Source organism: Tangfeifania sp. (genome assembly GCF_055108615.1).
Window position 1 is genome coordinate 1 of record NZ_JBSQIC010000040.1, and the last position, 24,277, is coordinate 24,277.

Below are 24,277 nucleotides of genomic sequence, written 5' to 3' on the forward strand. Positions count from 1 at the left end.
CGCAAGACATGATAGAGTGATTGATAAGCTTAAACAATTGTTACTGATTACCGATGTTTTAATAATGGATAAAGAGGTAGTGAATAATGCGCTTAATTCGGGCTTTAAAGATTTCGAGGATAGTTTACAAAATTTTGCAGCGATGAAACATGGTGAAATAGACGTCATTCTAACAAGAAATTTAAAAGATTTTAGTAAAAGTGAAATTGGAGTATTGACTCCGGAATCTTATATTAAATCCATTATCTCCAGCCGCTAACGCGCACACATATTTGTCTAAAAGTCAATATAATGCAAAAATCTATATACAACATCCCGGAAATGGATTGCCCCTCGGAAGAAAACCTTATCCGGATGAAACTGGAAGGCTTGGAGGGCATTCAACATCTGGATTTTGATATTGAAAACCGTAAACTTTCCGTTTTTCATTCTGGTGAATATGAAGAAATCACGATGCGGTTGGAAAGTCTGAACCTTGGAGCAAAACTGGTAAAAACTGAAAAAGCCGAAGTAACGGATTTTCGTGCCGAAAGCACAAGCGGCCAAACCAAATTATTGTGGACCGTTTTGCTAATCAATTTCGCTTTTTTTATCATTGAAATAACCACAGGTTTTATATCCGGTTCCATGGGGTTGGTAGCCGATTCGCTTGATATGCTTGCCGATGCCTCTGTTTACGGTTTGAGTTTGTGGGCAGTGGGCGCCGTCGTTGCCCGTAAAAAGAAAGTGGCCACCCTAAGTGGTTATTTTCAGTTGGCGCTGGCAGGTATCGGCCTGTTTGAAGTCATCCGAAGGTTTATTGGAGTGGAAGAAATACCGGATTTCAGGATAATGATTGGAGTGTCTGTGCTGGCCCTTATTGCCAATTCCGTTTGCCTGTACCTGCTGCAAAAGTCGAAAAGCCGGGAAGCCCACATGAAAGCCACCATGATTTTTACATCTAACGATATCATTATCAATACAGGTGTTATCGCGGCAGGTGTTTTGGTGTTGTTGACCCAATCAAAATACCCTGACTTAATCATTGGGGCCATTGTATTCTTAATTGTAGTCAGGGGGGCTTTCAGGATATTAAAATTAGGGAAATAAAACAATATGGCACATTCGCATGACCATACTACCCAAAAAGGACATGGCAAAGCATTTGCCATTGGAATTGGTTTAAATGCAACCTTTATAGCCGTTGAAATAATTCATTAGTGAGCGATATCGTGAGGGAAAATTTTAAAACAGCCCAGATTTTTGAAGAAAACAATATCGATTTTTGTTGCGGTGGTAATATTTCACTTAACGAGGCAAGCGAACAAGCTAACCTGAAAGTGCAGGAATTGATTGCACTAATTGAGCCTTCAATGGAAGAAACGGACAGGGATTCAAAATTTATTGAAAACCTTCCGCTGTATATTGAAGAAACGCATCATGCCTATATCAACGATAAAGCGCCTTTTATTCAGCAAAAACTGGATAAATTATGTAAAGTACACGGTGGTAACCATCCCGAACTTTTTAAGGTGAAAGAACTTTTTGACGGTGCATTTGGTAATTTAACCGTACACATGCAAAAAGAGGAATTAATTCTGTTTCCGCATATCCGTAATCTTGTTAAAGCAAAAAACGGTCAGCTTGACGAAGTGCCGGCATTGGGAAATATTCTGGATCCGATAAGTGTGATGAAGCAAGAACATGAGATTGAAGGCGAATTAATGAGTCAGTAAATTTGAAATAAAAAAGAAAATCTTCAAAACAAGAAAAGATTAACAAAATTCATTATACCCGTCTGATCCGGACGGGGATTTTTGTTGATGTTAATCATCAGGATGGCACCTATAAGGATATTTGTTGATTGGATTTGTCTTGTTCCCTGGCAGGGGGAATTTGGATGCATAGTCGGAGAATTTGCAAGATTCAGAAAATTCTTTTTTCAGAACTATCCGCGCCAAACTAACCGACGGTTACATCACTTTCAGTCAGGGAAAGTGAATTTTCTGTGACTATTCAATCAAATGTTGGATTTATTTTGACCAGGTAAATATTTTGTGTTTCACAACATACTTTTTATTTCGCAAAGCTTTGCGAAAACCTTTGCAGCAAAATTCAGACATACAGCAGCTTGCAGAGCTTCAAAAAATATAGCATCTTTGTATGGAAAGTAAAAATTTAAGAAAATGAAAACAAGAATTGTAGTAGCAGGAGCAGGTGGTTTTATCGGTGGGCACCTGGCACGTAAACTGGCTGACATGGGACATCATGTGCGTGCAGTGGACAAAAAACCGTTAACCGAATGGTACCAGGTACACGACGATGTGGACAATCTCGTGCTCGATCTCAACCTGAAAGAAAACTGTTACACGGCTTTAAACGGGTTTAACGAAGTGTTCAACCTGGCAGCCGACATGGGCGGTATGGGATTCATCGAAACCCACAAAGCCGATTGTATGCTGAGTGTGCTTATTAATACACACCTTTTGATGGCTTCCCGCGATTTGGGAATCACCCGCTTTTTTTATGCCTCGTCGGCTTGCGTGTACAATGCCACAAAACAGACCGATCCAAACAATCCGGGGCTGAAAGAAGAAGATGCCTATCCGGCAATGGCAGAAGATGGTTACGGCTGGGAAAAACTGTTCTCGGAAAGAATGTGCCGCCACTTTAAGGAAGATTACGGAATAACAACCCGGACAGCACGTTTTCACAATGTTTACGGACCGTTTGGAACTTATGATGGTGGCCGTGAAAAAGCGCCTGCCGCCATGTGCCGCAAAGTAATTGAAGGTGAATTATTCGGAAAAGATGAAATCATCATCTGGGGCGATGGCGAACAAACCCGTTCGTTTATGTACATCGACGAATGTGTGGAAGGCATCCTGAAAATTATGTACAGCGACATTGAGGAGCCGATTAACCTGGGCAGCGACGAAATGGTTTCCATTAACAAGTTGGTGGACATTGTGGAAGACATTGCCGGCTTCAAACTGAAACGAACTTATGATTTGGATGCCCCCAAAGGAGTGCGAGGCCGGAACAGCGATAACACACTGATTAAGAAGCATCTCGGCTGGGCTCCCTCCTACCCGCTCAAAGACGGAATGAAAAAAACGTATGACTGGATTAAAGAGCAGATGATAAAAGGAGAAAAGTCCAAATAACAATTGTCAAATCTCAAATAAATTCCAATTATCAAATATCAAACAGGAAAAATGAGATTCGAAATTGAGATTTCCCATTTTATTCTAAATGTTTGGAATTTGATTATTCTTAAATTGGAATTTATTTGTTTCTTGAAATTTGACTTTTGGAATTTCTTCAGGTATATTATTCGAACCAAAATTTTATGAGTAAAAAGGTAATGGTCAGCGGGTGTTACGACCTGCTGCACGCAGGGCACATCGCATTTTTTAAAACGGCTGCAAAATACGGAAAGTTGCATGTGTTTGTGGGGCAGGACGAAAACATCAAACTGCTGAAAGGAAAAGCACCTTATTTTTCGCAGGAGGAACGCAGGTACATGGCAGATGCGATAAAGTATGTTGAAAAAGCCTACATCGCCACCGGCTCGGGAATGCTCGATTTTGAGCCGGACATGAAAAAGCTGAAACCTGATATTTTTGTCGTAAATTCCGATGGTTACACGCCCGATAAAAAACAGGTGTGTGAAGAGAACGAGGTCGAACTCGTTGTGCTGGAACGCATCCCGGAGGAAGGACTGCCAGCCCGTTCAAGCTCCGGTTCCAAAAAAGAACTGAAGTTTCCCTACCGGGTTTGCCTGGCCGGAGGTTGGCTGGATCAACCCTGGGTTTCTGAGAAACATCCCGGTTCGGTGGTAGTGGCGCAGGTTTGGCCCACCATCGATTTTAACGACCGCGCGGGTATGGCCACCAGTTCGCGAAAAGTGGGCATCGAATTGTGGGGAGACCAGCTTCCTGAAGGCAATCCGGTGCGCAATGCACAGCTGCTTTTCGGGGCAGAAAATCCGCCCGGTTCGGAATACATTTCGGGTTCACAGGACCAGATTGGACTGCTCGTTCCGGGCATTTCTCGTCTCGACTATAACGGCAATTTCTGGCCGGCTCAGATTGAAAACACAACCGACCGCGAAACCTGCGAGTGGTTGTCGGAAGTACTGAACTTCGCTCCGTTAACTCCCCGTCCCGAAGGGTATGATCCCATTCAGAAAAAAAACCTCGAACCTGCTCTGATCAAACGCCTGGGGGAATCAGGGAAAGCTTGTTTTGATGCTATTCTGAAAAAAGATGTCAACCAACTCGGCGAAGCCATGAAAGAGACATTTCTCTGCTGGCGGGAAATACTTCCGCACACCGTACCCGACTGGGTAATGAAAGAGATGGAAGAAAACTACTTCCCAAATTATTCCGGGGCAATCACATCGGGTAGCGGTGGTGGATACGTTGTTTTTCCTTCAGAAGAAAAGATTGAAGGAACATTGAAAATCAAAATAAAATATTAAACCGATAATAAACCAAGGCATGAAAAAACTAATTCTTGCAACGATCATACTATCATGTTCAATTGTTTTAAATGCTGTAGCGCAAGATATTGAGCGGGCGAGACCTCGGGAATGGAGCAACCTAACAAGGGGGGGAGCATTTATCGACCGCTTTGAACCAATACCAACGATTGGTAATCTAACTGAACAAGCATGGGGTAGTCAAAATGTGATTCCGCGCTACACCGATAACGGAATAGAAGAACCGGATTGGTCCTACTGGGGTGGAAATATAATTATCGATACCGATAAAGAATATCATTTGTTTGTTTGTCGCTGGCCCGAAAACAATAAGAAAGGACACATGTACTGGCCCAATTCGGAGGTAGTTCATGCCGTTTCATCAAACCGGTTTGGTCCATACAAAGTAGAAGGTGAAGTGATAGGGAAAGGACATAATCCTGAAATATTTCAATTGGCCGATGGCAGGTTTGTAATATATGTTATCGATGCGTATTACATTTCTGAATCTTTGAATGGGCCATGGGAGAAAAAGAGTTTCGACTTCGATCCCAGAGACCGGAAAATTATCGAAGGTCTATCCAATCTTTCTTTTGCAACAAGAGAAGATGGTTCACAATTAATGGTTTGCCGTGGAGGTGGAATCTGGATTAGCAAAACAGGCACATCTAACTACTATCAAATCACAAATAAGAGCGTTTATCCTGCTTACGACGGAAAATATGAAGATCCGGTTATTTGGAAATCAGGATTTCAATACCACTTAATTGTAAACGACTGGTACGGAAGAATCGCTTATTACCTTCGGTCTTACAACGGAGTCGACTGGAAACTTGAACCCGGAGAAGCTTACAGACCCGGGATAGCAAAATACACCGACGGAACTATTGAAGACTGGTATAAATACGAACGCATAAAAATTCTGCAGGACGAATCCGGTCGTGCAGTTCAGGCAAATTTTGCGGTTATTGATACGATAAAATGGGAAGATTTAGGAGGCGACAACCACAGCTCAAAAAACATCTCTATTCCTTTAACCAAAGAGAAATTCCTGAAAATTCTGAACACTCAAAAGATAACCGATCAAACAAAAACGATTAAGGTCAAAATAATGGCAGAAAACGATTTTGATCCGGTTACTGATGTAGCTATTGAATCGTTGCGTTTTGGTGCTTCAGAAGAAGTTAATTTTGGGAGAGGTTGTAAAGCCATTAATTCATACACAGATGGGAAAGATTTAATTGTTGTTTTTGATGGAAAAGGAAACGGCTTAACAAAAACCAATTTTGCAGCCAAACTTATCGGCAAAACTCAAAACGGAAAACTCCTTCTTGGATATGCCAAACTTCCCGGATTCAAATATGAAAAACCGATTTTGTCAGCAGGTATGCCTGATTTTTCTTTTGCTGCAGAAGAAATCACAGCAACATTTGAAATTCAGAATTTCGGATTGGTGACTTCAGAAAAATGTACCTGGGAAATGAGTTGGGAAGGAGATGGCAAAATACATAACACAAGTGGGAATGTAAAATCGCTAAAACCATACGAAATAATGGAAGTGAAGACTTATTTCACAAAAGACATCCTTCCGCAAAAACAAGTCAGAATAAAAATTAGATTGAAAAACGGTGATCAAAAATTAGCGCTTTTTGACGCTGAAGTGGTTTTGGATTAGTATTTTCACTAAAATACAAAACTTGAAGAAAAAGAATTTAAATTCATTTTTATGGCCAAATACAAAAGATACTGTAAAGCACTGAAACTGAAAGACGATCCTCAATTGATTGAAGAATACAAAAAAGTACATGCACCCGGCGCTGCCTGGCCCGAGATTTCGCAGGGAATGCGCGACGTGGGAATCGTTGATATGGAAATTTACATCCTCGGCAATCAGCTTTTTATGATTATGGACACCGTGCCCGATTTCGACCACGAAAAAGCCATGAAAGAACTGGCGAAGAAACCACGTCAGGCAGAATGGGAAGCATATGTTTCGCAATTCCAGAAGACTTCTGCCAATGCTTCTGCTGATGAAAAATGGCAGTTAATGGAACGGATTTACAAACTGGATGAAGGTTAAAAATTGCTTGTTCGGTTTTTTTTGCTGATTTTTGAGCCACTAAAATAACAACTTTTCAGATGAAGAAATTGCTGCTCAATAATCTGGCCTTTTTCATTCCATACGCCCTGGTTTTGGTTGCCTCCAGTTTTTTGTTACTCAGCTACGAAAAAGCCGAACTGCACCTGATGCTGAACAACTATCACTCTCCGTTTTTCGATCAGTTCTTTCGCTTTGCCACTTATCTTGGCGATGGGGTAATGATTGCCATTATTGCCGTTGCACTTCTGTTTGTACGGTTCAGGTACGCTATCGCTTTTTTAATCGGAAGCCTTATAACAGCCGGCATTGTCAATCTTTTTAAAAAAGTATTGTTGGAAGATATGTACCGGCCGTCAAAGTATTTTGAATTATTTGAAAATACAAAACTTCACCTTGTTGAAGGGGTGAATTTGCATAGTTTGCAAAGCTTTCCATCGGGGCATACAGCTACAGCATTCAATGTTTTTTTCTTTCTCGCACTTGTGATAAAAAAGCCTGCACTAAAATTTGTGATGTTTTTACTGGCCATAACAGTTGCTTACTCACGCGTTTACATTTCACAGCATTTTTTAATCGATATTACCGTCGGTTCTATAATTGCTGTTCTCATAATGTTTTTCACCTATTTGTGGATGAAAAGCTGGAACAAAGAGTGGATTGACGGTTCAGTTCTGTCAAAATCAACACAACAGGCATGATTAAAAAAATTAACCAAACGAATCCCCTCAAAATACAGTTATTTATTTCAGTGGCTGCGGCCCTTCTTTTTATTCCGTTTTTGGGAGGTGTACATTTGTTCGACTGGGATGAAATTAATTTTGCCGAAGCCGCACGTGAAATGATTGTAACCGGCGATTACCTGACGGTTCAAATCAATTTTCAGCCTTTTTGGGAAAAACCACCGCTTTTTATCTGGATGCAGGTGCTTTCCATGAAGATGTTCGGTATTAATGAATTTGCCGCCCGGTTTCCCAATGCCATTTGTGGAATTGTCACCCTGCTGGTACTTTTTAGCATTGGCCGCAAAACAAAAAACAACCTGTTTGGCTTGTTGTGGGTACTCGCTTATGCCGGTTCGGTCCTACCCTTTTTCTATTTCAAATCAGGCATTATCGATCCGTGGTTCAACCTGATTATTTTTCTCGGTATTTATTTCCTGATGCTTTACGCCAATCCAGAGGATAAGAACAAAATCCGGAACATGTCACTTTCGGCGGCATTTGCCGGTCTCGCCATTCTCACCAAAGGACCAGTCGGTTTTTTGCTGATTGCACTAACCGGTGCCATATTTTTAATCTATGAGAAATTCAAAGTAAAAGTGAGGGGGCAGGATGTGCTGATTTACTTTTTGGTGCTGGCCCTGGTCGGTGGCTCGTGGTTTATTCTCCAAATTTTAAACGGCCATTTCGATACAGTAAAAGAGTTCATAGTTTACCAGGTGCGGCTTTTCCAAACCCAGGATGCCGGGCATGACGGCTTTTTCGGCTACCATTTTGTGGTGTTGCTTTTTGGTGTGTTTCCCTCTTCTGTTCTTGCATTGAAAGCTTTTCAGAAAGAAAAAAACAGTGACGAATTCTACCGGTTGCTGAAAAAATGGATGATCATCCTGTTTTGGGTAGTACTCATTCTTTTCTCCATCGTAAAAACCAAAATTGTGCACTATTCATCGCTGGCTTATTTCCCAATAAGTTTTCTGGCGGCGGCTTTTATTTACGAGGCATGGAAAGGAAAATTCAGGTGGAGCAAATGGATGTCGGTACTCACAATTTTTATTGCTTCTGTTATTTCGTTGCCTGTAATCGCTTTGCAATTTGTGGAGAAATACAAAAATGCAATCATCGAAAGCGATTTGATTCACGATCCTTTTGCGGTTGAAAACCTGAATGCCGAAGCCAACTGGACGGGATTTGAATTTCTGCCCGGAGTGCTGTTTCTAATCGCAGTGATTTTAATTTTCTCACTGATAAAAAAGAATAATCCGCTCAAGCGTGGCATGTTTTTGTGGGGAACCACGCTCTTCTTTACTTTTTCAGTGATTCTCGTTTTCGTTCCGCGAATTGAAAAATATTCACAAAACGCACTGATTGAATTTTTCAAATCGAAAGCTGGCGAAGATGTCTATCTAAAAAACCTCTACTTTAAATCGTATGCCACCTATTTTTATGGGGAAACGCAGCCACCGGAAAATTCTAATTTTTACGACACCGACTGGCTGCTCACCGGGGATATTGACAAAGACATTTATTTTGTTACCAAAATTCACCGGGCACACCAGCTCGAAGAATACGATGATATGAAAGAAATCGGCCGAAAAAACGGGTTCGTTTTTTACTTGCGAAAAGCGGATTAGACTTAGACACTATCATACACAAAATTAAATGGGGCTAAACAGGCTGTGTGAAAATTTGAAAAGTAAAGAAATTTTTTTGCACCGGGTTTCCTGACTGCCGTCAGGCAGGCAATCCGGTGATTGTATGACGAAAGAAAACCGGCTTTAGCCATTAATTATCAAAATCTTAACGGCTGAAGCCTAACCTTCGGTTATGAGAATTTTAAACACCGGGCTAAAGCCACGGTGTAAAAATGTGTTTGGTATCCTTTGCCGTCCGATTTATCGGACGGATTTTAATGAATCAAAAAAGTCGGGACTTTAGTCCAATCTATTAATGTTAAGGGCTAAAGCCCATTATTCTGCTGCATGTCTTGACCCGTTGGATAAATCCAACGGCAACTAATAATCGAATTTTCACACAGACTGCTTTGTGAACGGATTTATAAAATGTAGAAGATTAAAGGGGTTTCAACCCCATTCACTTTGTTTTCAAAATATCTTCCAAGTTCCGAATTCAAAAGATCATTCAACAAACTTCCTGTAATAGTTGGCTTTCTGGTCGTCGTTAAACCGGGCGTAAATATTGGCCATGTAGGGTGCATATTTTTCTCCGGGATTTTGCTCCCACAGTTTTTCAAAGTAAGAAAGTGCCACTTTAAAATCGGCAGTTACTTTGTCGAGTTCATCCAGTAAAATGCGGTATTGGCTGCGGGTTTTATTGTTGTTGTACTTTTCCATTTCGCGCTGGTAGCGGTTTTCAGCTTTCCAGTAATACTTCATGGCTTCCCACTCGAGCGCACCGGTGTGGTCAGGATTAATTTCCAGCAATTCACTGCTCACCGAATCAACCACTCCTTCGTTTTCAAGCTTTTTATTTATAGCGAAAAACTTTTCAATATTTTCCCTTTCACGCTGTTTTTCCAGGGGCAGCTTTTCCCAAACAGCCAGGGCTTTTTCATCTTGATCAATTTCATCGTAAATAGAAAAAAGCCGGCTGTTCACTTCCGGATTATCTTTTCTGAAATTATCGTAGTAATATTCCAGAGCGGTCAGTTCTTTCGAGAGGTTGTCCATGTCCTTATAAATTTCAGCAAGCGTGGTGTACATCTCTTCATCAGCATAACCCGCCCACCGTGCCTGATCGAACCAATCCGCTGCCTGGTTATTCATGCCAGCTTTGAACGCCGTTTTAGCTGCATCGGCATATTCAGCACCACTTATTTCATTTTCGGCTTCCTTCTGTCCGTTAAAATAAGTTGTCCAGGCCTCCACTGCCTGTGTGTAATCCCCTTCCGACACAGCCTGTTGGGCATTTTGCTTATACTGGGTAAAGTTTTTGGGACCTCCACATGCTGCTGAAATTAAAACCAATGCAAGCAGAATACTATTTCTCATTTTCATATTTTTCTTCATTTGCGCGACAAAGCTATAATTTTTTGCGATTTTCGTGTGTTCCAAAATTCGTTCCATTCTTTTAACGAGACGGTTCGCAAAATATTTGATACTCCAAAAAATCTTCATTATTATTAACATCCATGAACAATCTGTTTAACAAAACGTATTCCATTGAAAGCAATTCCAAAAAATCAGGCCAATGCAGGAATTAAATACCGTTTACTTGTGGGGAATCCGAATCGACGAACCGGTGGTAACCGTAACCGACCTATTGGTTTCGTTTTTCTGTTTGTTATATGCCTGGAAGCTTCACCAATCGGGAAAAACCGAAAAAACATTTCTCTATTTCAAAATCTATTTTTTTACCATGGGAATTGCCACTTTCCTGGGAGGCGTTATCGGTCATGCTTTTTTGTACCTTTTTGAAAATTTCCGGGGTGAACTTTTTTACTGGAAACTCCCGGGCTGGATAATGAGTATGATTTCCATTATGTTCGTGGAACGGGCGGCAATTGAACACACCCGGATTTATTTAAGCAAATCGATTGTCAGCAATTTTAAAGTGGTGAATATTATTGAGTTTCTCATTTTCCTGACGCTCACCGTTACCACGCTTAATTTCTTTTTTGTGGAATTTCATTCGGGTTACGGACTGATGTTTGTTGTGCTTTCGCTCGAAAGTTTTCTGTTTTACAAGACCCGCAATATTGCCGGGAAATACATTCTCACCGGCATTGGTTTTGCTGCCGTGGCTGCCCTAATTTTCATGAATGAGATTTCGTTTCACCAGTGGTTTAACCACATCAGCGCAAGTCATGTATTAATGACCATTGCCGCTACTTTTTTCTATTTGGGAGCTGTTCGTATTGACATGTCGGAAATAAAATAAAAAGATAATTTTCATTATGTCATTCTGTATGAAAATTTCCGAAAATAAATTCAATCTTTCTGTAACATAATCCCCATTCATGAGTCTTATCAGAAAGCCTATTTTTATGAAAACGATGACAATGCTCTTCCTGTGTATCATTTCCATTCAAATAGCCATTGCACAGGAAATAACAAAAAAACGCTACATCGCCAACCTGGTAAATGGGTACGACATTAATGTTGACGGGAAGCTGGAAGAACCAGCCTGGCAATCGGTGAATTGGGAAAACCAGTTTGTGCAGTTTCAACCGAATGAAGGCAAGCCTCCTTATCAGCAATGAAAAAGATTTTGAAAATAGCCAGAATTATAACCTGGGAGTTGGTTACCGTCCATTCAAAGCCCTGAGAATTGATGTTTCGCCCGGGTTCAACAAATCGATGGATGAATTGCAGTACGTCACCGTTCTTTCAAAAAGAGAACGGTTCCATTTACTATATTTACTATATTTCCGATACCTTCTTCTACCTTAATACGGTACGAATCGACATGTCAGAGACGAAGGAATAATTTCAAAAAATAATTCAATGCTATTAATCGGTTTTTTATTCAAACACCCGCTAAACGGCATTAAAAATCAACGATAAATAACTTTCATCAGTTATCTCGCCCTCACTTCGCGGCGCATAAATGAAACATAGCCAATTACGAAACAAAGTACTGTAGCGGCAATCAAGCCGGTAAGCTGAGGCCACGAAATCAAAATACTCTGTCCCAGGGGCAGCGGACCAGGAATAGCCCCCTGGGTCTGCTGCATGGTTAGCGGTCCCAAACTCCGGATGGAAGGCACTAACAACGACGAAGTAACTTCGTTAAACAACTGGCTGGGAAGCACGTGTAACAACCCGAGCCTGAATTTTTGGAACGCCAGTATCTGCGCCGGGGAGGCATACCTTCCCGGATCGAGGGCATTTGAAATAACATCGACAATCATAGGGTAGAAAATGGTTGTAAACAACCAGAAACCGATGCCTACCAACGCTGATGTGGCCGGTTGGCGGAAAAGCACCGAGAATAAAATGGAGAGGTTTAGCCAAAAAGCTACGTAAAGGATACTTAGTAAAATGAAAAATACAATCCGCCAGAATTCTTCGGCTGTCGGCGGAATGCCGGTGGTTAGCATTCCAAATCCCATAACCAGGAACCCGAGGACAAAAAACATGATGCTGATTAATTTCAGGGCAGCTACAAACTTGGCATTCAAAATAGAATCGCGGTGGATGGGTTGCGCTAAAATATGGCTCAGCGTACCTCTGTTTTGTTCAGAATTGATGGCATCGAACCCGAGGCTGATGCCCAGCAACGGTCCCAAGAAACTTATGAACACGATAAACGACGGTAATGTTCCGTCGGATAGGGTGTATAATTTCAGGAACAAAAAAGGTTCGCCCGTTCCGGATGCATTGATCCCTTCGCTGCTGATGGTCGATAAAGCAGTGTAGATGGAACCGAAACAGGTTAACACAATAATGGAGACAAGAATAACAAAACGCCAACTTCTTACGTGGTCCGAAAGCTCTTTATCAACAATTGCATTAAAAGAATTTTTAACGGTATTTTTATTTTTAACTCCTTCCAGCCAGCGCAAAGCAGGCGAGTGCCGGCCTTCCTTCCTGTTTTCTTTATTTTGTAATGGTTGTTCATTCATTTTGGTCACCTCCTTCAAAATAGCGGTAATAAATTTCGTCGAGGCCAAATTCCCGCCTGTTCAGCAAACGCAATTCAGCTCCCGATTCCAAAACAGCACGGGCAATTTCCCGGCTGGCATCGTGCGTACATTCAAACGAAAAAACATTCTTTTCGAGGGTGATATTTTCAATTCCTTCAACCTCTTTCACTATCTCTTTCATCGCTCCCACCGATAACATCTGAGGTTGCCCTTTGCTGTTTACTCCTTCCGTATCAACACCTGCTTCGATGATATAAGGCGTTCCTTTAAAAAGCTTTTTCGAAAGCGAACGGATGTCTCCTTCGGCAAGGAGTTTCCCTTTTACAAAAATGCCCACACGGTCGCATACTTGCTGTACCTGGTGCAGGTGGTGCGACGAAAACAGAACAGTAATTCCCTCTTCTTTTCCGAGGGCGGCAATCAGGTTAAGAAACTCGCGGACTCCCGTGGGGTCGATTCCCAGGGTAGGTTCGTCGAGGATGATCACACTCGGGTTCTTTATGAGTACGCCGGCAAGACCGAGTCGCTGCCGCATTCCACGCGAATAAGTTCTCACCTTTTTGTTCATTGAGCCGGAAAGGCCAACCCGTTCGATCAACTGGTCGGTGCCGGCTTTTACCTCGTTTTCGGGCAGGCTGTTCAGGCGGGCCGTGTACAAAAGGTTTTCGAGTCCGGTCAGGTCGTTATAAAAACCAACATCCTCGGGCAGGTAACCTACCTTTCTTTTCACCTCAATAGGCCTGCTTACCGGGTCAATTCCATTGACCCTTACCGTTCCCGAATCGGGTTCCGTCAACCCGAGCATCATCAGGATGGTAGTGGATTTACCTGCCCCGTTGGGCCCCAGTAGGCCGAATATCTCTCCTCTACCGATGGTCAGGTTGAGGTGATCGACCGCCGTTAGCGTACCATATTTTTTGGTTAGTTCAACCAGTTCGATACTATTTTCAGCCACGGCTTACCTCCTTCCGTATTTGCGAAAAAGATAATAAACAACTCCTACTGAAGCAAGAATAATAAGAACTCCAATCCATCCGATCAGCATGGGTGTCCTGACAGAAATCCGGAAAGACACTTCTTTGGAAACTTCCGGGGTTTTTGCCTTTAGTTCATTCACATAATCGCCGGCTATGGCTTTACGGGGTGCTTTTATGGTGGCAAAAACATTTTTCGATGTACCGGGTTCGATCCGGTCAATTGTTTTCGGATCGAAAACGACCTCCCATTCCTTAGGTTTGGCAGCGCTAAACTCAATATCTGTCAGATCGGATGAGCCGGTATTCCTGACCATCAGTTCGAGCCTTTTTTCATCACCTGCCGTAATTTTCGAACTCAATAAACCGGAAGGTGTTGAAAATTCCATATCGTAGTAACCGGTAATAACTACTTCAAGATTGAGCCGGGAAGTGCTACCGGTGGTAGAGGCAGCTACCGGAATTTCGTAAGTTCCTGCCTTTGCCTGGTCCGGAGGGTCAATTTCAATCGTTATATCTTTAGTGGTATTGGCTTCAATCTCGGCCGACGTGACCTGCTTATAATTCACTTTGAATGCCACTTTCCATCCGCGTGGAGCATCCGCCCGAAAGGCATACAGTTGCTTTTCGGCTGTTTGGTTCCGTAGGTTCGCTTTAAAAGTAAAAGTTGATTTGGCCTGGCCCTCCATGTTGGCCTGGTCAGTATCAAACTCCGTTTTAAATGTTCCTTTTTCTGAAACATAAATACTTAACGGCAACAAAGTTTCATTACCGTCCCATAAATTAAAATCATATCGCCCTCTGTTCACCTTTAACGGAACGGTAACGTTGAGCTTTACACTCTCCTTCTCGTCCGGAAGTACAGATAACCGCTTAACATTCCATCCGCCCGATTTAAGGGTATGATTCCAGTTGCCGGGCAACCCTGAAACTACAATGTTTAAAGTTTTAATCTCTTCGGTGTTGTTTATTACATCAATGGTGTAATTGACCGATTCGCCGGGTGGAACTGAAATCCTTGAGTAAGGAGTATAAAACACAACCCCGTTGCTCTCAGCCGAGGCGTAATTTCGGGACATAAAAAAACCCGTCAACACAAAATAAATAACCATTACTTTTGTAAAAGTTGACATAACAGAATTCCTCCTTTAAATAAATATTACGATTAAGTTGTCGGGTAAAATTAAAAATCAACCTGCGAAATAAAAAGAATCATTTGTGCAGAACAAGAAGGCAAAATCCATCTCAACAAACAAAGAATATGATATACAAAACGTTATGAGGGATGTTAAAAACTTTTAAAAAAAATTACTGCCATACTTCCGGGAACGTCGCTCAATCCCGGAAGTACGACAAAGGAGCTACTAAAGAACAGCCTCCCGGGAAAATCCATATTAAAAAAAGGGGAAAATCGCAGGGAAAAACTACTGAATATTTATTTCGTCCCCCATAAGCCTCACCTTTCCTGAGACAAAAGTTGTCCCTTTAGCCCCGGGTTGCCCGCCGCCCACATAAACGGTGAAATCGCCCGGTTCAATCACTCTTTTTTCATCTTCATCAATCATTGAAAACTGACGCGGCGTTAATTCAAACTCCACCGTTTTTGTTTCGCCGGGTTGCAGGTGAATTCGGTTAAAACCTTCGAGCTGAACAATCGGACGGGGTGTGGAAGCTTTTTCGTCGGTCAGGTACAATTGCACTACTTCGTCACCTTCCATATTGCCGGTGTTGGTCACAGTCACTTTAACTTTTACAGATTCGCCGGCAGTAGCTTCCGAAGGCAGTTCCAATGCGTCGTATTCAAAGGTGGTATAACTCAATCCGTAACCAAACGGGTAAAGCGGTTCACCCTCAAAATAGCGGTAGGTGCGGCCTTCCATATCATATTCTTCAAAGGGTGGCAACTGGTCAACCGATTTGTAATAGGTAACCGGCAAGCGTCCTGCCGGGTTGTAATCGCCCATAAGGACATCGGCCACGGCATGTCCGCCTTCCTGCCCGGGATAACCGGCTGAAACAATCGCATCCAGGTTTTCGTCGGCCCAGTTAATGGCCAGTGCGCTTCCATTGAGCAATACCAAAACAACAGGTTTTCCGGTTGCTTCAACCGCTTGCATCAGCTCGCGCTGTGTTCCCGGCAGTTTCAGGTGGGTGCGGTCGCCGCCGGCAAAACCATCCACATCAATATCCATTTCCTCACCTTCCAGCCGTTGTGAAAGGCCTAATACCAACACAACAGCATCAGCTCTTTCAGCCAATTCAACGGCTTCCTTCTGCATATCCGGATTTGGCATCGCCCAGAGCAAACGGGCATCACCATCGCCATGCCAGTTTTTGTATTCGTACACAAACTTGTATTTTTTACCGGCCTCCAGCTCCACTGCTTTTTCATGATGAAAGGCGTGGTGTTCAGTATTATGGCTGAGGATTTTTTCGCCTTCAAGCCAAATATCGAGCGTGGGCATTCCCCAGCAACCTAAACTGTAGGTTCCGGAAACAGGCGGCACCAGGTAACCAGTCCAGCGAATGCTGAAATCGTCATCAGGCAGTGTGGGTACCGGAGCATGCGATTCCCAGTAAAAATCAATATTTTCATCAACACGGGTAAATACCGGATCGCCTTCCAGTTCGGCATTGTCGAAATATTCGCCCGTAACTCCCGGTTCACCTTTTTCGGTTACCAAAAATTCACCGGGAATGGGATGCAAATTTGAAACTCCTTCGGCCAGGTGAGAACCTTCGGCAAAAAGGATTTCAGTGCCGTTGAGTTTGCTTTTCAGCCCTTCAAGAATTGTCACCGGATTTTTTGGTATTCCATTGTAATTGCCAAGCAAGGCTTCCCAGTTATCGGCATTCGGACCAATAACGGCCAGCTTGTTTATATTTTTTGAAAGCGGTAACGTGTTGTTTTTATTTTTCAACAAGACAATACTTTTCTGAGCAGCTTCCAGCGCCAGTTTCGCATTTTCTTCGGATGCATTTTCAGTGAACGGAATTTGTGCATACGGCACATCCTCGTTATCATCGAACATTCCCAGTTTAAAACGTGCGGTAAACAAACGTTTCACAGCTTTGTCAATTTCGGCTTCATCGATAAGCCCGCGTTTTACAGCTTCGGTGAGGTGTGGATATGAATTTCCGCAATTTAAATCAGTACCATTTTTTACAGCCACGGCTGAAGCTTCGGCGGCATCGGCTGAATAGTCCTGAAACCGGAAAAAATCGGAAACCGCCCAGCAGTCGGAAACCACATAACCTTCGAATCCCCACTCGTTGCGCAGAATATTTTCAAGAATTGGATTGGCACAGCACGGATGGCCCCGGAACTGGTTATAGGCCCCCATTACAGAATACACACCGCCTTCAACCACTAAATCGCGAAATGCCGGAAGGTAGGTTTCCCTGAGGTCGCGCTCGCTAACCAACGCGTTAAACTCATGCCGCAATGGTTCGGGCCCGGAATGAACCGCATAATGTTTAGCTGTTGCAACTGTTTTCAGGTAATCCGGATTATCGCCTTGTAGCCCCTTTACAAATTGGGTTCCCAGTTTCCCGGTCAGGTAAGGATCCTCGCCGTAAGTTTCGTGTCCCCTTCCCCACCGCGGGTCACGAAAAATATTGATGTTGGGCGACCAGAAAGTAAGCCCCTGGTAAATTCCACGTTTCCCGCGGCGAACAAACTCGTGGTGCTTCGCCCGGGCTTCATCCGAAATGGTTGTTGCCACGCGGTTAATCAAATCTTTGTCCCACGAGGCGGCAATGGTAATCGACTGCGGGAAAACAGTGGCATAACCGGCACGCGCCACACCATGTAAACTTTCATTCCACCAGTTGTATTCCGGTACGCCTAACCGCGGGATGGCAGGTGCCGTGTAAACCATCTGGTTAATTTTCTCCTCAACCGTCATTTGCGACACGAGAATATCCACCCGCTCATCAACAGGCAGGTTCGGATTTAAATACTCAAAGTTAGTGAATTGCGCGAAGGAAGTTACGCTGACCAAAATCAAGCTCAGGTTAATCAATATTTTTTTCATCGGTCTGTAATTTTTTATGTTTACGTTCTACTGTTCTGTTCTGGTATGGTAAAATTAACGATTTCTTCCCACATTCTGCAATATTTTATCGTAATTTGTAAACTGAAAACGAACAATGAAAATGAGTGATAGCTCAAAAAAATATTATAAAAACTACTACAACCTAAGGAAAAATATTGATTCCGCTACAGCGAAGCTGGCAAAGAAACACCACAAATACATGGAGTGCAAAGCAGGTTGCGACCTCTGCTGCATGGACTACGGGATTTTACCTGTTGAATTTTTCTCTGTCGTGGAAGAATTAAGAACCAACAATTTTGATAAAGCAGCATTGCCCCAAAAACCAGAAAATAATGATTCGTGCGTGTTTCTGAGAAATCATGTTTGCACCATTTATCAATCGCGTCCGGTGATTTGCCGCACCCACGGGCTGCCGCTACTTTTCACCAACGATGAAGGCGAGTGGCAACTTTCGGCCTGTGAATTGAATTTTACACAGTTCAATTTTGAAAATTTCACAACCGAAAATACCTACCCGCAGGATAAATATAACAGCGAACTTTTCCTGTTAAACCGGGAATTTATTGCTGAATTTGAAAAAGGAAAGTACAATCAATTTGATTTAATTCCCCTGAAAAAGTTGAAAAATTATATATAAACACCAACAAACAAAAAAGCAGGCTTGAGAAAACCTGCTTTTTCACTTAGGATGGTTGCAATTTAATATTCGTCTTCGTTAAAAAAGAAATCGTCTTTACTGGGATAATCCGGCCAGATGTCCTCGATACTTTCGTAAACTTCGCCTTCGTCTTCAATTTCCTGTAAATTTTCAATTACTTCAAGCGGTGCACCCGAACGAATGGCGTAGTCGATCAATTCATCTTTGCTCGCCGGCCAGGGAGCATCCTCCAGTTTTGAAGCTAACTCAAGTGTCCAATACATCTTAATGAATTTAAGCGGTTCAAATCGTTTTTTACAATGCCGCGAATATAATAAAAAAAGATTACGAACTACAGCAGACACGATTATTTTTGCGGCTGCCTCCAAGGCATTTCCTCTGTGCCACTGATAGCATTGAGTTTACGGGCCAGAACAAACAAAAAATCGGACAACCGGTTGATGTATTTCATAATTTCGGGCTGAACAAAAGCTTGCTCGGAAAATTCGAGAATGCGTCGTTCCGCACGACGGCAAACAGTGCGTGCCACATGACAATACGCAGCAGCCGGTACACCGCCCGGCAGAATAAACTGCGTGAGTTCCGGAAGTTCTTCATCCAGCTCATCTATGGCTTTTTCGAGTTTGGCGATGTCTTCTTCCGATATTGAAAGTTTTGAAGTAACGGCCTCTCCTTTTTCATCGGAAGCCAGCCGGGAACCAATGTTAAACAGTTTGTTCTGAATTTCAACTAAATACTCCTTGTATCCTGCAGGAAACTCAAATGAACGAATTACGCCAATTGAAGCATTCAGTTCATCTACAGTTCCGTATGCTTCCAGCCGAATATCGTATTTTTTTACTCTGGTGCCGCCTACCAGTCCTGTAGTTCCGTCATCTCCTGTTTTAGTATATATTTTCCACTCTTTTCCCATTCAAAAATAGATATTTAATAAACCGGGTCCGGGTTTACCTCGTCCGATTCAATTTCTCCGTCTTTTAATTTTACTACGCGGTGTGCATGCCTTGCAATATCTTCTTCATGTGTTACCATCAACAACGTGTTTCCCTTTCGGTGAATTTCTGCAAATAATTTCATAATTTCTTCCGAAATTTTTGAATCGAGGTTACCGGTAGGTTCATCGGCCAGCAGCAACGAGGGGTGGTTGACAAGCGCACGTGCTATTGCCACCCGTTGCCGCTGCCCGCCCGAAAGTTCATGGGGCTGATGTAACATACGGTCGGCCAGGCCAACATCGGTTAATGTACTGACTGCACGGTTTTTTCTTTCATTTTTACGAATCCCCGAATAAACCATCGGCAACATCACGTTTTCCAATGCCGAACTGCGGGGGAGCAGGTTAAATACCTGAAAAACAAATCCAATCTCCTTATTCCGGATTTCGGCCAGTTGATTGTCAGACAAACGGCTCACGTCGCGTTTATTAAGAATGTAAGAGCCACTGGTGGCCGTATCGAGGCAGCCGATAATATTCATCAATGTTGATTTACCGGAACCGGAAGCGCCCATTATGGCAACATATTCGCCTCTTAAAATATCGAGTGTAATATTTTTAAGTGCGTGAACTACCTGGGTTCCTACGCGATAGTTTTTAGAAATCGATTCCAGATGGATTACTTTTTCTTTCATCGTTAATTTAGTTACTGTTTCAACACGATCCTACACCTTCCTGTTCAGTTAGAAAGCAAAAATATATAACAAAACGGAGGTTCCTGTCTCATTTTTATCGTTTCATTGGTATCGTTTTAAAAGATAATGTTACGAAGTGGACGATAATTTTCATTCATCCCCGGTAATTGCAGGTAACGATCTCATTTTGCGCGGGTTTAATTCACTCTATTGTTTTTCTGAAAACTAATTGACACATATCTACGAAGTATAAAAAGCTCCGGGAGAAAACTGTTTTTTCTCCTTTGGAGCTTGCTCAAAATAGTTACGGAAAAGTGTAAACCGCTGCGATTTCGACTGCGTTCTTTTTTGCCGAAGATAGCTGAACCTCAATGGTGAATGTTTTTCCAGTTCAACAAGGTAATCTGCCGAATAATAATCCGGGTTCATCCCTGCCGACTCGATAATCATCATTTCAATGCTCCGGTTCATCAGCCGCAGCATCCTATCGATATCCACCCCATCAAAGCACCTCATCTCTTGCATTATGGTGCGGCCAAAGTTGATGGTTTTATTTACAAAAACGCCGAGCTCTATGTTTTTATCCCTGCAGGAAAACAGGGTTTTGGTGTGCCCTTCTGTATCTTCTTTCACATCCTGAATATCATCGAGCAACTGCAAATAAACGCCGTAGCCAAACAAAGCCTGCTCCTGTTCACGCGTCAGCCGGCCTGCCACGAGATAACCATCGGCCAATACCGAACACATTCTTTAAAAACGCTTTGAAATACGGAAAAAATGATTGCCCCGGATCTTCATTCCGAAGTGAACGCACATTTTCCCTTGATTTGAGCACCTCAAGTTTTTGCTGAAACTGCTGAAAATTTTCTTCGCGCAGTTCCTGTTCGTCGGAAGTGTAAGTCTTTTCAAATTCAGGAAGGGTTTCCGGGCTTTTTTCCCAGACCTTCACGGTGTGCCCGATAAAATCAGTTACAGCCAGCATGGTTCTCATAGTTTGAAAGGTAAAGATAGTTATCTGTCAAATACGAACTACATTTTTTAAATAACCACCGGAATTTTTTCGGTAAACTGGGTATGGGTTTCGTAAAAACGTTATAATACGACAACTAAAAATCAGTAATCCCGAAGGGGTAAAACGATCCATTAGTCAAACTGCATGGTAAATGGAAGTAATTTTCAGGCTACTTCGTAACGAATTCCGTTAGGAAAATTTGTTTTTTTCGAGGCATTGAGGATTTCAATTCCGATGATATTTCCGGATTCATCATAATCTAATATTACGTCCTTTTTTTCCTGATCGCTCTCAGCAACTTTGGCTTTGGTTATTTCGATATAAATTGAATCAACATCCTTATTGTATTTAATAACCATATTTTTCAATTTTAGTAGTTCTGTAAACAGTAATAATTTTTGCAGGATTCAACTTTTCATTGACAAATACTCTATAAATGAACTTTTTATCCTCCTTTGTTAGAAGTTTTGAATATATTTTTGTTTGTTGATCCTGATCAACACTGAAATCAAAGTTCTGTAATACTTTAAAAACATCTTCTTTCTTAATGTTTCTGGCTTTCATACGTTCCAGTGCATGATCTGAAAAATCAAATTCCATTTTGTAAAGTTAACGAAATCTTTCTCCTTACAAGCTGTTTTACCCATGTTAAATTTGTTGTTCGCGGTGAATGAGAACAACATTTACAGGGTAATTGTTTCGCAGGTGGTCAGCAACTTTCTCAGCAGCGTACACCGAGCGGTGTTGCCCGCCGGTACAGCCAAAGCTTACGGAGAGATGTAAAAATCCACGTTCCAGGTAATTTTTCACCGACTGGTCAACAAGCGCTTTAACCGGTTTTAAAAACCATTCCATTTCCGATTTTTGCTCCAGAAATTCCTGCACTTTCAAATCTTTTCCGGAAAGGTCTTTGTACTCCGGGTAGCGCCCCGGATTGTTCAACGCCCGGCAATCGAACACAAACCCGCCACCGTTTCCTGAAGGATCATCAGGAATTCCTTTTTTATAGGAAAAGCTCATCACGCGCACTGTTAACTCGCTGTTACTGCTACGTCCGTATTCTTTCAGCGTTTCTGACTGGGTGAGCAGCTTTAATACATTCAGCAACTCGGGCATCCGCACCGGAAGTTTTAGCTTCGGCAACAGGTTTTCAAGGTTTCGGATGGCAAAAGGAATACTTTTCAGGAAATGCTCTTTTTTCTCGTAAAACCCCCGAAATCCGTAGGCTCCCATTGCCTGCATAATGCGAATCAGCACAAAACCGTTGAAATACGAAGTAAATTCATCTTCATTCACATTCATGTAATTTTTCAGTTCAGCAAGATAAAACTGAAAAAGCTGGTTGCGGGCATCCTGCGGAATATCTGCTTTGCCGTCGTACAGCAACGAAGCCAAATCGTATTGCAACGCACCGCGGCGTCCGCCCTGGTAATCGATAAAATAGACATCGTTATCTTTCAGCATTATGTTGCGCGACTGAAAATCGCGGTACATAAAAAACCCGGAGGGAGCAGAAAGCAGATAATTACTGAATGCCTGAAAATCATCTTCGAGTTCCTGCTCGTCGAACGGGATCTTCGCCAGTTTCAGAAAATAGTACTTGAAATAATTCAGGTCCCACATCATCGACTGCTTATCGAAAGCTTCGCGCGGGTAACAAACCGAGTAGTTCAGATCCTTTCCGGCAATAATCTGAATTTTGGGTAAAACCTGGAGCACTTTACGGTATTCAGAAATAATGTTTTCCGAAAAACCTTCCGACTCGCGGGTTTTGGAGAGATAATCAAAAAGCGTGGTGTCGCCTAAATCTTCGAGCAGATACTTTTTTAAATCCGAACTCACGGTATAAATTTCAGGCACCGGCAATTCTTTTTTCCGGAAATGATTGGTAAACGAAAGAAACGCCGTGTTCTCCTTCACATCGTCATTAAATGCGCCAATAACTGAGCGGTACTCATTTTGCAAACGGCAGTATTCCCTGTCGGAGCCCGACGCGGGCAACATACTGAATGAATCAACCTTTTCCTGAAAATGAGTTTCGAACAACTGGATTATTTCATTTTTCTCTTCAGTATTCAATTTTATGAAAGTTTAAAGATTAAACGTATTTTTATATTTTTTGAAACGCTAAAGATGGCAAAAACCAAATTCAAAAGTACCTGTTTTTTAAGGATACTCCGGAATTTTTTTATTCTCACCGGAATTTTCTTTCTGGTTTGTGTGGCGCTGGCTTTTACCACGCTTCCTTTCCGGGGAATTCACTGGCTGGGCACCAGCAAATCGGAACTGAAATGGCAGCCGGAAACCATCATATTACTTGGCGGTGGCGGAATGCCCAGCGAAAGCAACCTGATGCGCAGTTGGTACGTGGGAAGGGCTTCCGAAAATTTTCCCGAAGCCAGCGTACTGATTGCCATGCCGGGGGAGTTAACGGACAGCATGAGCACGCCACTAAAAATGAAAGAAGAACTGGTGTTGCGAGGGGTGAATCCCGAACAGATTCAGTTTGAAAATGAAGGAACCAACACCCGATCGCAGGCGCTGAACTGCAAAAAAAAACTGAATATCAATGAGCCAGTTCTTCTCATAACTTCACCAGAACATGCACGACGAGCAGTTCTATCTTTTCAAAAAGCCGGGTTTGAAAAAATAAATGCCCTGCCTGCATTTGAAGATGCTGCCGAAGCCGATTTTTCATTCAGCGACGACGAACTGGGAGGCAACAAAACATTTGTGCCCGATGTGGGCCAAAGCCTATCGGTGCGCTACCAGCTCTGGAACCACCTGAAGTATGAAATTATTTTTGCACGCGAAATACTGGCGTTGAGTTATTACAAGTTGAGAGGTTGGATTTAATAAAAACATCTATATATTTGCATGCATGGATACGAAAACAAAACCGGCAGTTCAATGGCATCCGCAACCTGAATCACAACCGGCAGCGTTTTGTTTTTTCTTTTTCATGAAAATTTTTTTCACCAGATAAACTACTGCTGCAAGCACAATCAGGTAAACCAGTATGTTTTGTAATTCCCACATCATTTTATTTCAACTAT

27 protein-coding genes and 1 pseudogene are annotated in these 24,277 nt (G+C 42.4%); 14 read left to right on the plus strand and 14 right to left on the minus strand.

Annotated features, from left to right (window positions below; translation table 11 throughout):
* The 9 genes and pseudogenes from ACTCNA_RS10130 to ACTCNA_RS10170 all read left to right on the plus strand — a co-directional run.
* Nucleotides 1-259 (plus strand): annotated as a pseudogene (locus ACTCNA_RS10130) (PIN domain-containing protein); the annotation flags it as partial.
* 32 nt (nt 260-291) lie between these two features.
* Nucleotides 292-1,089, plus strand: coding sequence for a cation efflux transmembrane domain-containing protein (locus ACTCNA_RS10135; protein ID WP_462947796.1), 798 nt, complete (start codon nt 292-294; stop codon nt 1,087-1,089).
* A 110-nt stretch (nt 1,090-1,199) separates the two neighbouring features.
* Entirely contained in the window at nt 1,200-1,715 is a 516-nt protein-coding gene (locus ACTCNA_RS10140; RefSeq protein WP_462947797.1) for a DUF542 domain-containing protein, read from the plus strand.
* Nucleotides 1,716-2,165: 450 nt separating this feature from the next.
* Nucleotides 2,166-3,146: an NAD-dependent epimerase/dehydratase family protein gene (locus ACTCNA_RS10145; protein WP_462947798.1), complete on the plus strand. Its 981-nt coding sequence runs from the start codon at nt 2,166-2,168 to the stop codon at nt 3,144-3,146.
* Nucleotides 3,147-3,331: 185 nt separating this feature from the next.
* A complete protein-coding gene (locus ACTCNA_RS10150; RefSeq protein WP_462947800.1) occupies nt 3,332-4,465 on the plus strand; it encodes an adenylyltransferase/cytidyltransferase family protein in 1,134 nt (377 codons plus the stop codon).
* 19 nt (nt 4,466-4,484) lie between these two features.
* Nucleotides 4,485-6,140: a glycoside hydrolase family protein gene (locus ACTCNA_RS10155; RefSeq protein ID WP_462947801.1), complete on the plus strand. Its 1,656-nt coding sequence runs from the start codon at nt 4,485-4,487 to the stop codon at nt 6,138-6,140.
* A gap of 51 nt (nt 6,141-6,191) precedes the next feature.
* Entirely contained in the window at nt 6,192-6,545 is a 354-nt protein-coding gene (locus ACTCNA_RS10160) for an L-rhamnose mutarotase (protein WP_462947802.1), read from the plus strand.
* A gap of 59 nt (nt 6,546-6,604) precedes the next feature.
* Nucleotides 6,605-7,264 carry a phosphatase PAP2 family protein gene (locus ACTCNA_RS10165; RefSeq protein ID WP_462947803.1) on the plus strand — a complete coding sequence of 220 codons (660 nt, stop codon included), beginning with the start codon at nt 6,605-6,607 and terminating at the stop codon, nt 7,262-7,264.
* Complete coding sequence (locus ACTCNA_RS10170) at nt 7,261-8,916, plus strand: ArnT family glycosyltransferase (protein ID WP_462947804.1); 1,656 nt, start codon at nt 7,261-7,263, stop codon at nt 8,914-8,916. Before ACTCNA_RS10165 ends, ACTCNA_RS10170 begins: the two co-directional genes overlap by 4 nt.
* A gap of 504 nt (nt 8,917-9,420) precedes the next feature.
* On the opposite strand, the gene ACTCNA_RS10175 is transcribed toward ACTCNA_RS10170, so the two are convergent.
* Complete coding sequence (locus ACTCNA_RS10175; RefSeq protein WP_462947805.1) at nt 9,421-10,293, minus strand: tetratricopeptide repeat protein; 873 nt, start codon at nt 10,291-10,293, stop codon at nt 9,421-9,423.
* A 199-nt stretch (nt 10,294-10,492) separates the two neighbouring features.
* On the opposite strand from ACTCNA_RS10175, the gene ACTCNA_RS10180 reads away from it, so the two are divergent.
* The 3 genes from ACTCNA_RS10180 (at nt 10,493) to ACTCNA_RS10190 (ending at nt 11,694) form a co-directional block, all read left to right on the plus strand.
* Entirely contained in the window at nt 10,493-11,182 is a 690-nt protein-coding gene (locus tag ACTCNA_RS10180; RefSeq protein WP_462947806.1) for a DUF6962 family protein, read from the plus strand.
* 106 nt (nt 11,183-11,288) lie between these two features.
* The gene (locus ACTCNA_RS10185; protein ID WP_462947807.1) at nt 11,289-11,504 is read left to right on the plus strand and encodes a hypothetical protein; all 216 of its coding nucleotides are present in this window, start codon (nt 11,289-11,291) and stop codon (nt 11,502-11,504) included.
* On the plus strand, nt 11,476-11,694 hold the full coding sequence (locus ACTCNA_RS10190; RefSeq protein ID WP_462947808.1) for a hypothetical protein: 219 nt from the start codon (nt 11,476-11,478) through the stop codon (nt 11,692-11,694). Before ACTCNA_RS10185 ends, ACTCNA_RS10190 begins: the two co-directional genes overlap by 29 nt.
* A gap of 128 nt (nt 11,695-11,822) precedes the next feature.
* Here ACTCNA_RS10190 and ACTCNA_RS10195 read toward each other — a convergent pair whose 3' ends face one another.
* From ACTCNA_RS10195 to ACTCNA_RS10210, 4 genes are all read right to left on the minus strand, one after another.
* Nucleotides 11,823-12,869 carry an ABC transporter permease gene (locus tag ACTCNA_RS10195; protein WP_462947809.1) on the minus strand — a complete coding sequence of 349 codons (1,047 nt, stop codon included), beginning with the start codon at nt 12,867-12,869 and terminating at the stop codon, nt 11,823-11,825.
* Nucleotides 12,862-13,845 carry an ABC transporter ATP-binding protein gene (locus tag ACTCNA_RS10200; protein WP_462947810.1) on the minus strand — a complete coding sequence of 328 codons (984 nt, stop codon included), beginning with the start codon at nt 13,843-13,845 and terminating at the stop codon, nt 12,862-12,864. Before ACTCNA_RS10200 ends, ACTCNA_RS10195 begins: the two co-directional genes overlap by 8 nt.
* Before the next feature lie 3 nt (nt 13,846-13,848).
* Entirely contained in the window at nt 13,849-14,997 is a 1,149-nt protein-coding gene (locus tag ACTCNA_RS10205) for a COG1470 family protein (RefSeq protein ID WP_462947811.1), read from the minus strand.
* A 291-nt stretch (nt 14,998-15,288) separates the two neighbouring features.
* The gene (locus ACTCNA_RS10210; RefSeq protein WP_462947812.1) at nt 15,289-17,901 is read right to left on the minus strand and encodes a glycoside hydrolase family 3 protein; all 2,613 of its coding nucleotides are present in this window, start codon (nt 17,899-17,901) and stop codon (nt 15,289-15,291) included.
* A 121-nt stretch (nt 17,902-18,022) separates the two neighbouring features.
* Between ACTCNA_RS10210 and ACTCNA_RS10215 the strand changes: the two genes are divergently transcribed.
* A complete protein-coding gene (locus tag ACTCNA_RS10215) occupies nt 18,023-18,559 on the plus strand; it encodes a YkgJ family cysteine cluster protein (protein WP_462947813.1) in 537 nt (178 codons plus the stop codon).
* Nucleotides 18,560-18,621: 62 nt separating this feature from the next.
* Here the strand turns inward: ACTCNA_RS10215 and ACTCNA_RS10220 are convergent, their stop codons facing one another.
* The 8 genes from ACTCNA_RS10220 to ACTCNA_RS10255 all read right to left on the minus strand — a co-directional run bounded on the left by ACTCNA_RS10220 (nt 18,622) and on the right by ACTCNA_RS10255 (nt 23,300).
* Nucleotides 18,622-18,843 carry a DUF2795 domain-containing protein gene (locus tag ACTCNA_RS10220; RefSeq protein ID WP_073170646.1) on the minus strand — a complete coding sequence of 74 codons (222 nt, stop codon included), beginning with the start codon at nt 18,841-18,843 and terminating at the stop codon, nt 18,622-18,624.
* Between the two features lie 83 nt (nt 18,844-18,926).
* On the minus strand, nt 18,927-19,493 hold the full coding sequence (locus ACTCNA_RS10225) for a cob(I)yrinic acid a,c-diamide adenosyltransferase (RefSeq protein WP_462947814.1): 567 nt from the start codon (nt 19,491-19,493) through the stop codon (nt 18,927-18,929).
* 14 nt (nt 19,494-19,507) lie between these two features.
* Entirely contained in the window at nt 19,508-20,209 is a 702-nt protein-coding gene (locus ACTCNA_RS10230) for an ABC transporter ATP-binding protein (protein ID WP_462947815.1), read from the minus strand.
* Between the two features lie 240 nt (nt 20,210-20,449).
* Nucleotides 20,450-20,956, minus strand: coding sequence for a hypothetical protein (locus ACTCNA_RS10235; RefSeq protein WP_462947816.1), 507 nt, complete (start codon nt 20,954-20,956; stop codon nt 20,450-20,452).
* Complete coding sequence (locus ACTCNA_RS10240; RefSeq protein ID WP_462947817.1) at nt 20,904-21,200, minus strand: hypothetical protein; 297 nt, start codon at nt 21,198-21,200, stop codon at nt 20,904-20,906. The genes ACTCNA_RS10235 and ACTCNA_RS10240 overlap by 53 nt, the downstream gene beginning before the upstream one ends.
* 185 nt (nt 21,201-21,385) lie before the next feature.
* Nucleotides 21,386-21,580 (minus strand): DUF2283 domain-containing protein, encoded by a 195-nt coding sequence (locus tag ACTCNA_RS10245; RefSeq protein WP_462947818.1) that lies wholly within the window; start codon nt 21,578-21,580, stop codon nt 21,386-21,388.
* A complete protein-coding gene (locus ACTCNA_RS10250) occupies nt 21,570-21,821 on the minus strand; it encodes a DUF4258 domain-containing protein (protein WP_462947819.1) in 252 nt (83 codons plus the stop codon). The genes ACTCNA_RS10245 and ACTCNA_RS10250 overlap by 11 nt, the downstream gene beginning before the upstream one ends.
* Before the next feature lie 48 nt (nt 21,822-21,869).
* Complete coding sequence (locus ACTCNA_RS10255; RefSeq protein ID WP_462947820.1) at nt 21,870-23,300, minus strand: RapZ C-terminal domain-containing protein; 1,431 nt, start codon at nt 23,298-23,300, stop codon at nt 21,870-21,872.
* 54 nt (nt 23,301-23,354) lie between these two features.
* Between ACTCNA_RS10255 and ACTCNA_RS10260 the strand changes: the two genes are divergently transcribed.
* Nucleotides 23,355-24,077 (plus strand): YdcF family protein, encoded by a 723-nt coding sequence (locus tag ACTCNA_RS10260; RefSeq protein WP_462947821.1) that lies wholly within the window; start codon nt 23,355-23,357, stop codon nt 24,075-24,077.
* Nucleotides 24,078-24,128: 51 nt separating this feature from the next.
* On the opposite strand, the gene ACTCNA_RS10265 is transcribed toward ACTCNA_RS10260, so the two are convergent.
* On the minus strand, nt 24,129-24,263 hold the full coding sequence (locus ACTCNA_RS10265) for a FeoB-associated Cys-rich membrane protein (RefSeq protein ID WP_083578264.1): 135 nt from the start codon (nt 24,261-24,263) through the stop codon (nt 24,129-24,131).
* Between the last annotated feature and the right edge of the window lie 14 nt (nt 24,264-24,277).

What these genes read in the sequence shown, in the direction of transcription:
- ACTCNA_RS10135 (WP_462947796.1), top strand. Translation starts at nt 292, where the DNA reads ATGCAAAAATCTATATACAACATCCCGGAAATGGATTGCCCCTCGGAA.
- ACTCNA_RS10145 (WP_462947798.1), top strand. Translation starts at nt 2,166, where the DNA reads ATGAAAACAAGAATTGTAGTAGCAGGAGCAGGTGGTTTTATCGGTGGG.
- ACTCNA_RS10150 (WP_462947800.1), top strand. Translation starts at nt 3,332, where the DNA reads ATGAGTAAAAAGGTAATGGTCAGCGGGTGTTACGACCTGCTGCACGCA.
- ACTCNA_RS10155 (WP_462947801.1), top strand. Translation starts at nt 4,485, where the DNA reads ATGAAAAAACTAATTCTTGCAACGATCATACTATCATGTTCAATTGTT.
- ACTCNA_RS10160 (WP_462947802.1), top strand. Translation starts at nt 6,192, where the DNA reads ATGGCCAAATACAAAAGATACTGTAAAGCACTGAAACTGAAAGACGAT.
- ACTCNA_RS10165 (WP_462947803.1), top strand. Translation starts at nt 6,605, where the DNA reads ATGAAGAAATTGCTGCTCAATAATCTGGCCTTTTTCATTCCATACGCC.
- ACTCNA_RS10170 (WP_462947804.1), top strand. Translation starts at nt 7,261, where the DNA reads ATGATTAAAAAAATTAACCAAACGAATCCCCTCAAAATACAGTTATTT.
- ACTCNA_RS10175 (WP_462947805.1), bottom strand. Translation starts at nt 10,293, where the DNA reads ATGAGAAATAGTATTCTGCTTGCATTGGTTTTAATTTCAGCAGCATGT.
- ACTCNA_RS10180 (WP_462947806.1), top strand. Translation starts at nt 10,493, where the DNA reads ATGCAGGAATTAAATACCGTTTACTTGTGGGGAATCCGAATCGACGAA.
- ACTCNA_RS10185 (WP_462947807.1), top strand. Translation starts at nt 11,289, where the DNA reads ATGAAAACGATGACAATGCTCTTCCTGTGTATCATTTCCATTCAAATA.
- ACTCNA_RS10190 (WP_462947808.1), top strand. Translation starts at nt 11,476, where the DNA reads ATGAAGGCAAGCCTCCTTATCAGCAATGAAAAAGATTTTGAAAATAGC.
- ACTCNA_RS10195 (WP_462947809.1), bottom strand. Translation starts at nt 12,869, where the DNA reads ATGAATGAACAACCATTACAAAATAAAGAAAACAGGAAGGAAGGCCGG.
- ACTCNA_RS10205 (WP_462947811.1), bottom strand. Translation starts at nt 14,997, where the DNA reads ATGTCAACTTTTACAAAAGTAATGGTTATTTATTTTGTGTTGACGGGT.
- ACTCNA_RS10210 (WP_462947812.1), bottom strand. Translation starts at nt 17,901, where the DNA reads ATGAAAAAAATATTGATTAACCTGAGCTTGATTTTGGTCAGCGTAACT.
- ACTCNA_RS10215 (WP_462947813.1), top strand. Translation starts at nt 18,023, where the DNA reads ATGAGTGATAGCTCAAAAAAATATTATAAAAACTACTACAACCTAAGG.
- ACTCNA_RS10220 (WP_073170646.1), bottom strand. Translation starts at nt 18,843, where the DNA reads ATGTATTGGACACTTGAGTTAGCTTCAAAACTGGAGGATGCTCCCTGG.
- ACTCNA_RS10225 (WP_462947814.1), bottom strand. Translation starts at nt 19,493, where the DNA reads ATGGGAAAAGAGTGGAAAATATATACTAAAACAGGAGATGACGGAACT.
- ACTCNA_RS10230 (WP_462947815.1), bottom strand. Translation starts at nt 20,209, where the DNA reads ATGAAAGAAAAAGTAATCCATCTGGAATCGATTTCTAAAAACTATCGC.
- ACTCNA_RS10235 (WP_462947816.1), bottom strand. Translation starts at nt 20,956, where the DNA reads ATGTGTTCGGTATTGGCCGATGGTTATCTCGTGGCAGGCCGGCTGACG.
- ACTCNA_RS10240 (WP_462947817.1), bottom strand. Translation starts at nt 21,200, where the DNA reads ATGAGAACCATGCTGGCTGTAACTGATTTTATCGGGCACACCGTGAAG.
- ACTCNA_RS10245 (WP_462947818.1), bottom strand. Translation starts at nt 21,580, where the DNA reads ATGGTTATTAAATACAATAAGGATGTTGATTCAATTTATATCGAAATA.
- ACTCNA_RS10250 (WP_462947819.1), bottom strand. Translation starts at nt 21,821, where the DNA reads ATGGAATTTGATTTTTCAGATCATGCACTGGAACGTATGAAAGCCAGA.
- ACTCNA_RS10260 (WP_462947821.1), top strand. Translation starts at nt 23,355, where the DNA reads ATGGCAAAAACCAAATTCAAAAGTACCTGTTTTTTAAGGATACTCCGG.
- ACTCNA_RS10265 (WP_083578264.1), bottom strand. Translation starts at nt 24,263, where the DNA reads ATGATGTGGGAATTACAAAACATACTGGTTTACCTGATTGTGCTTGCA.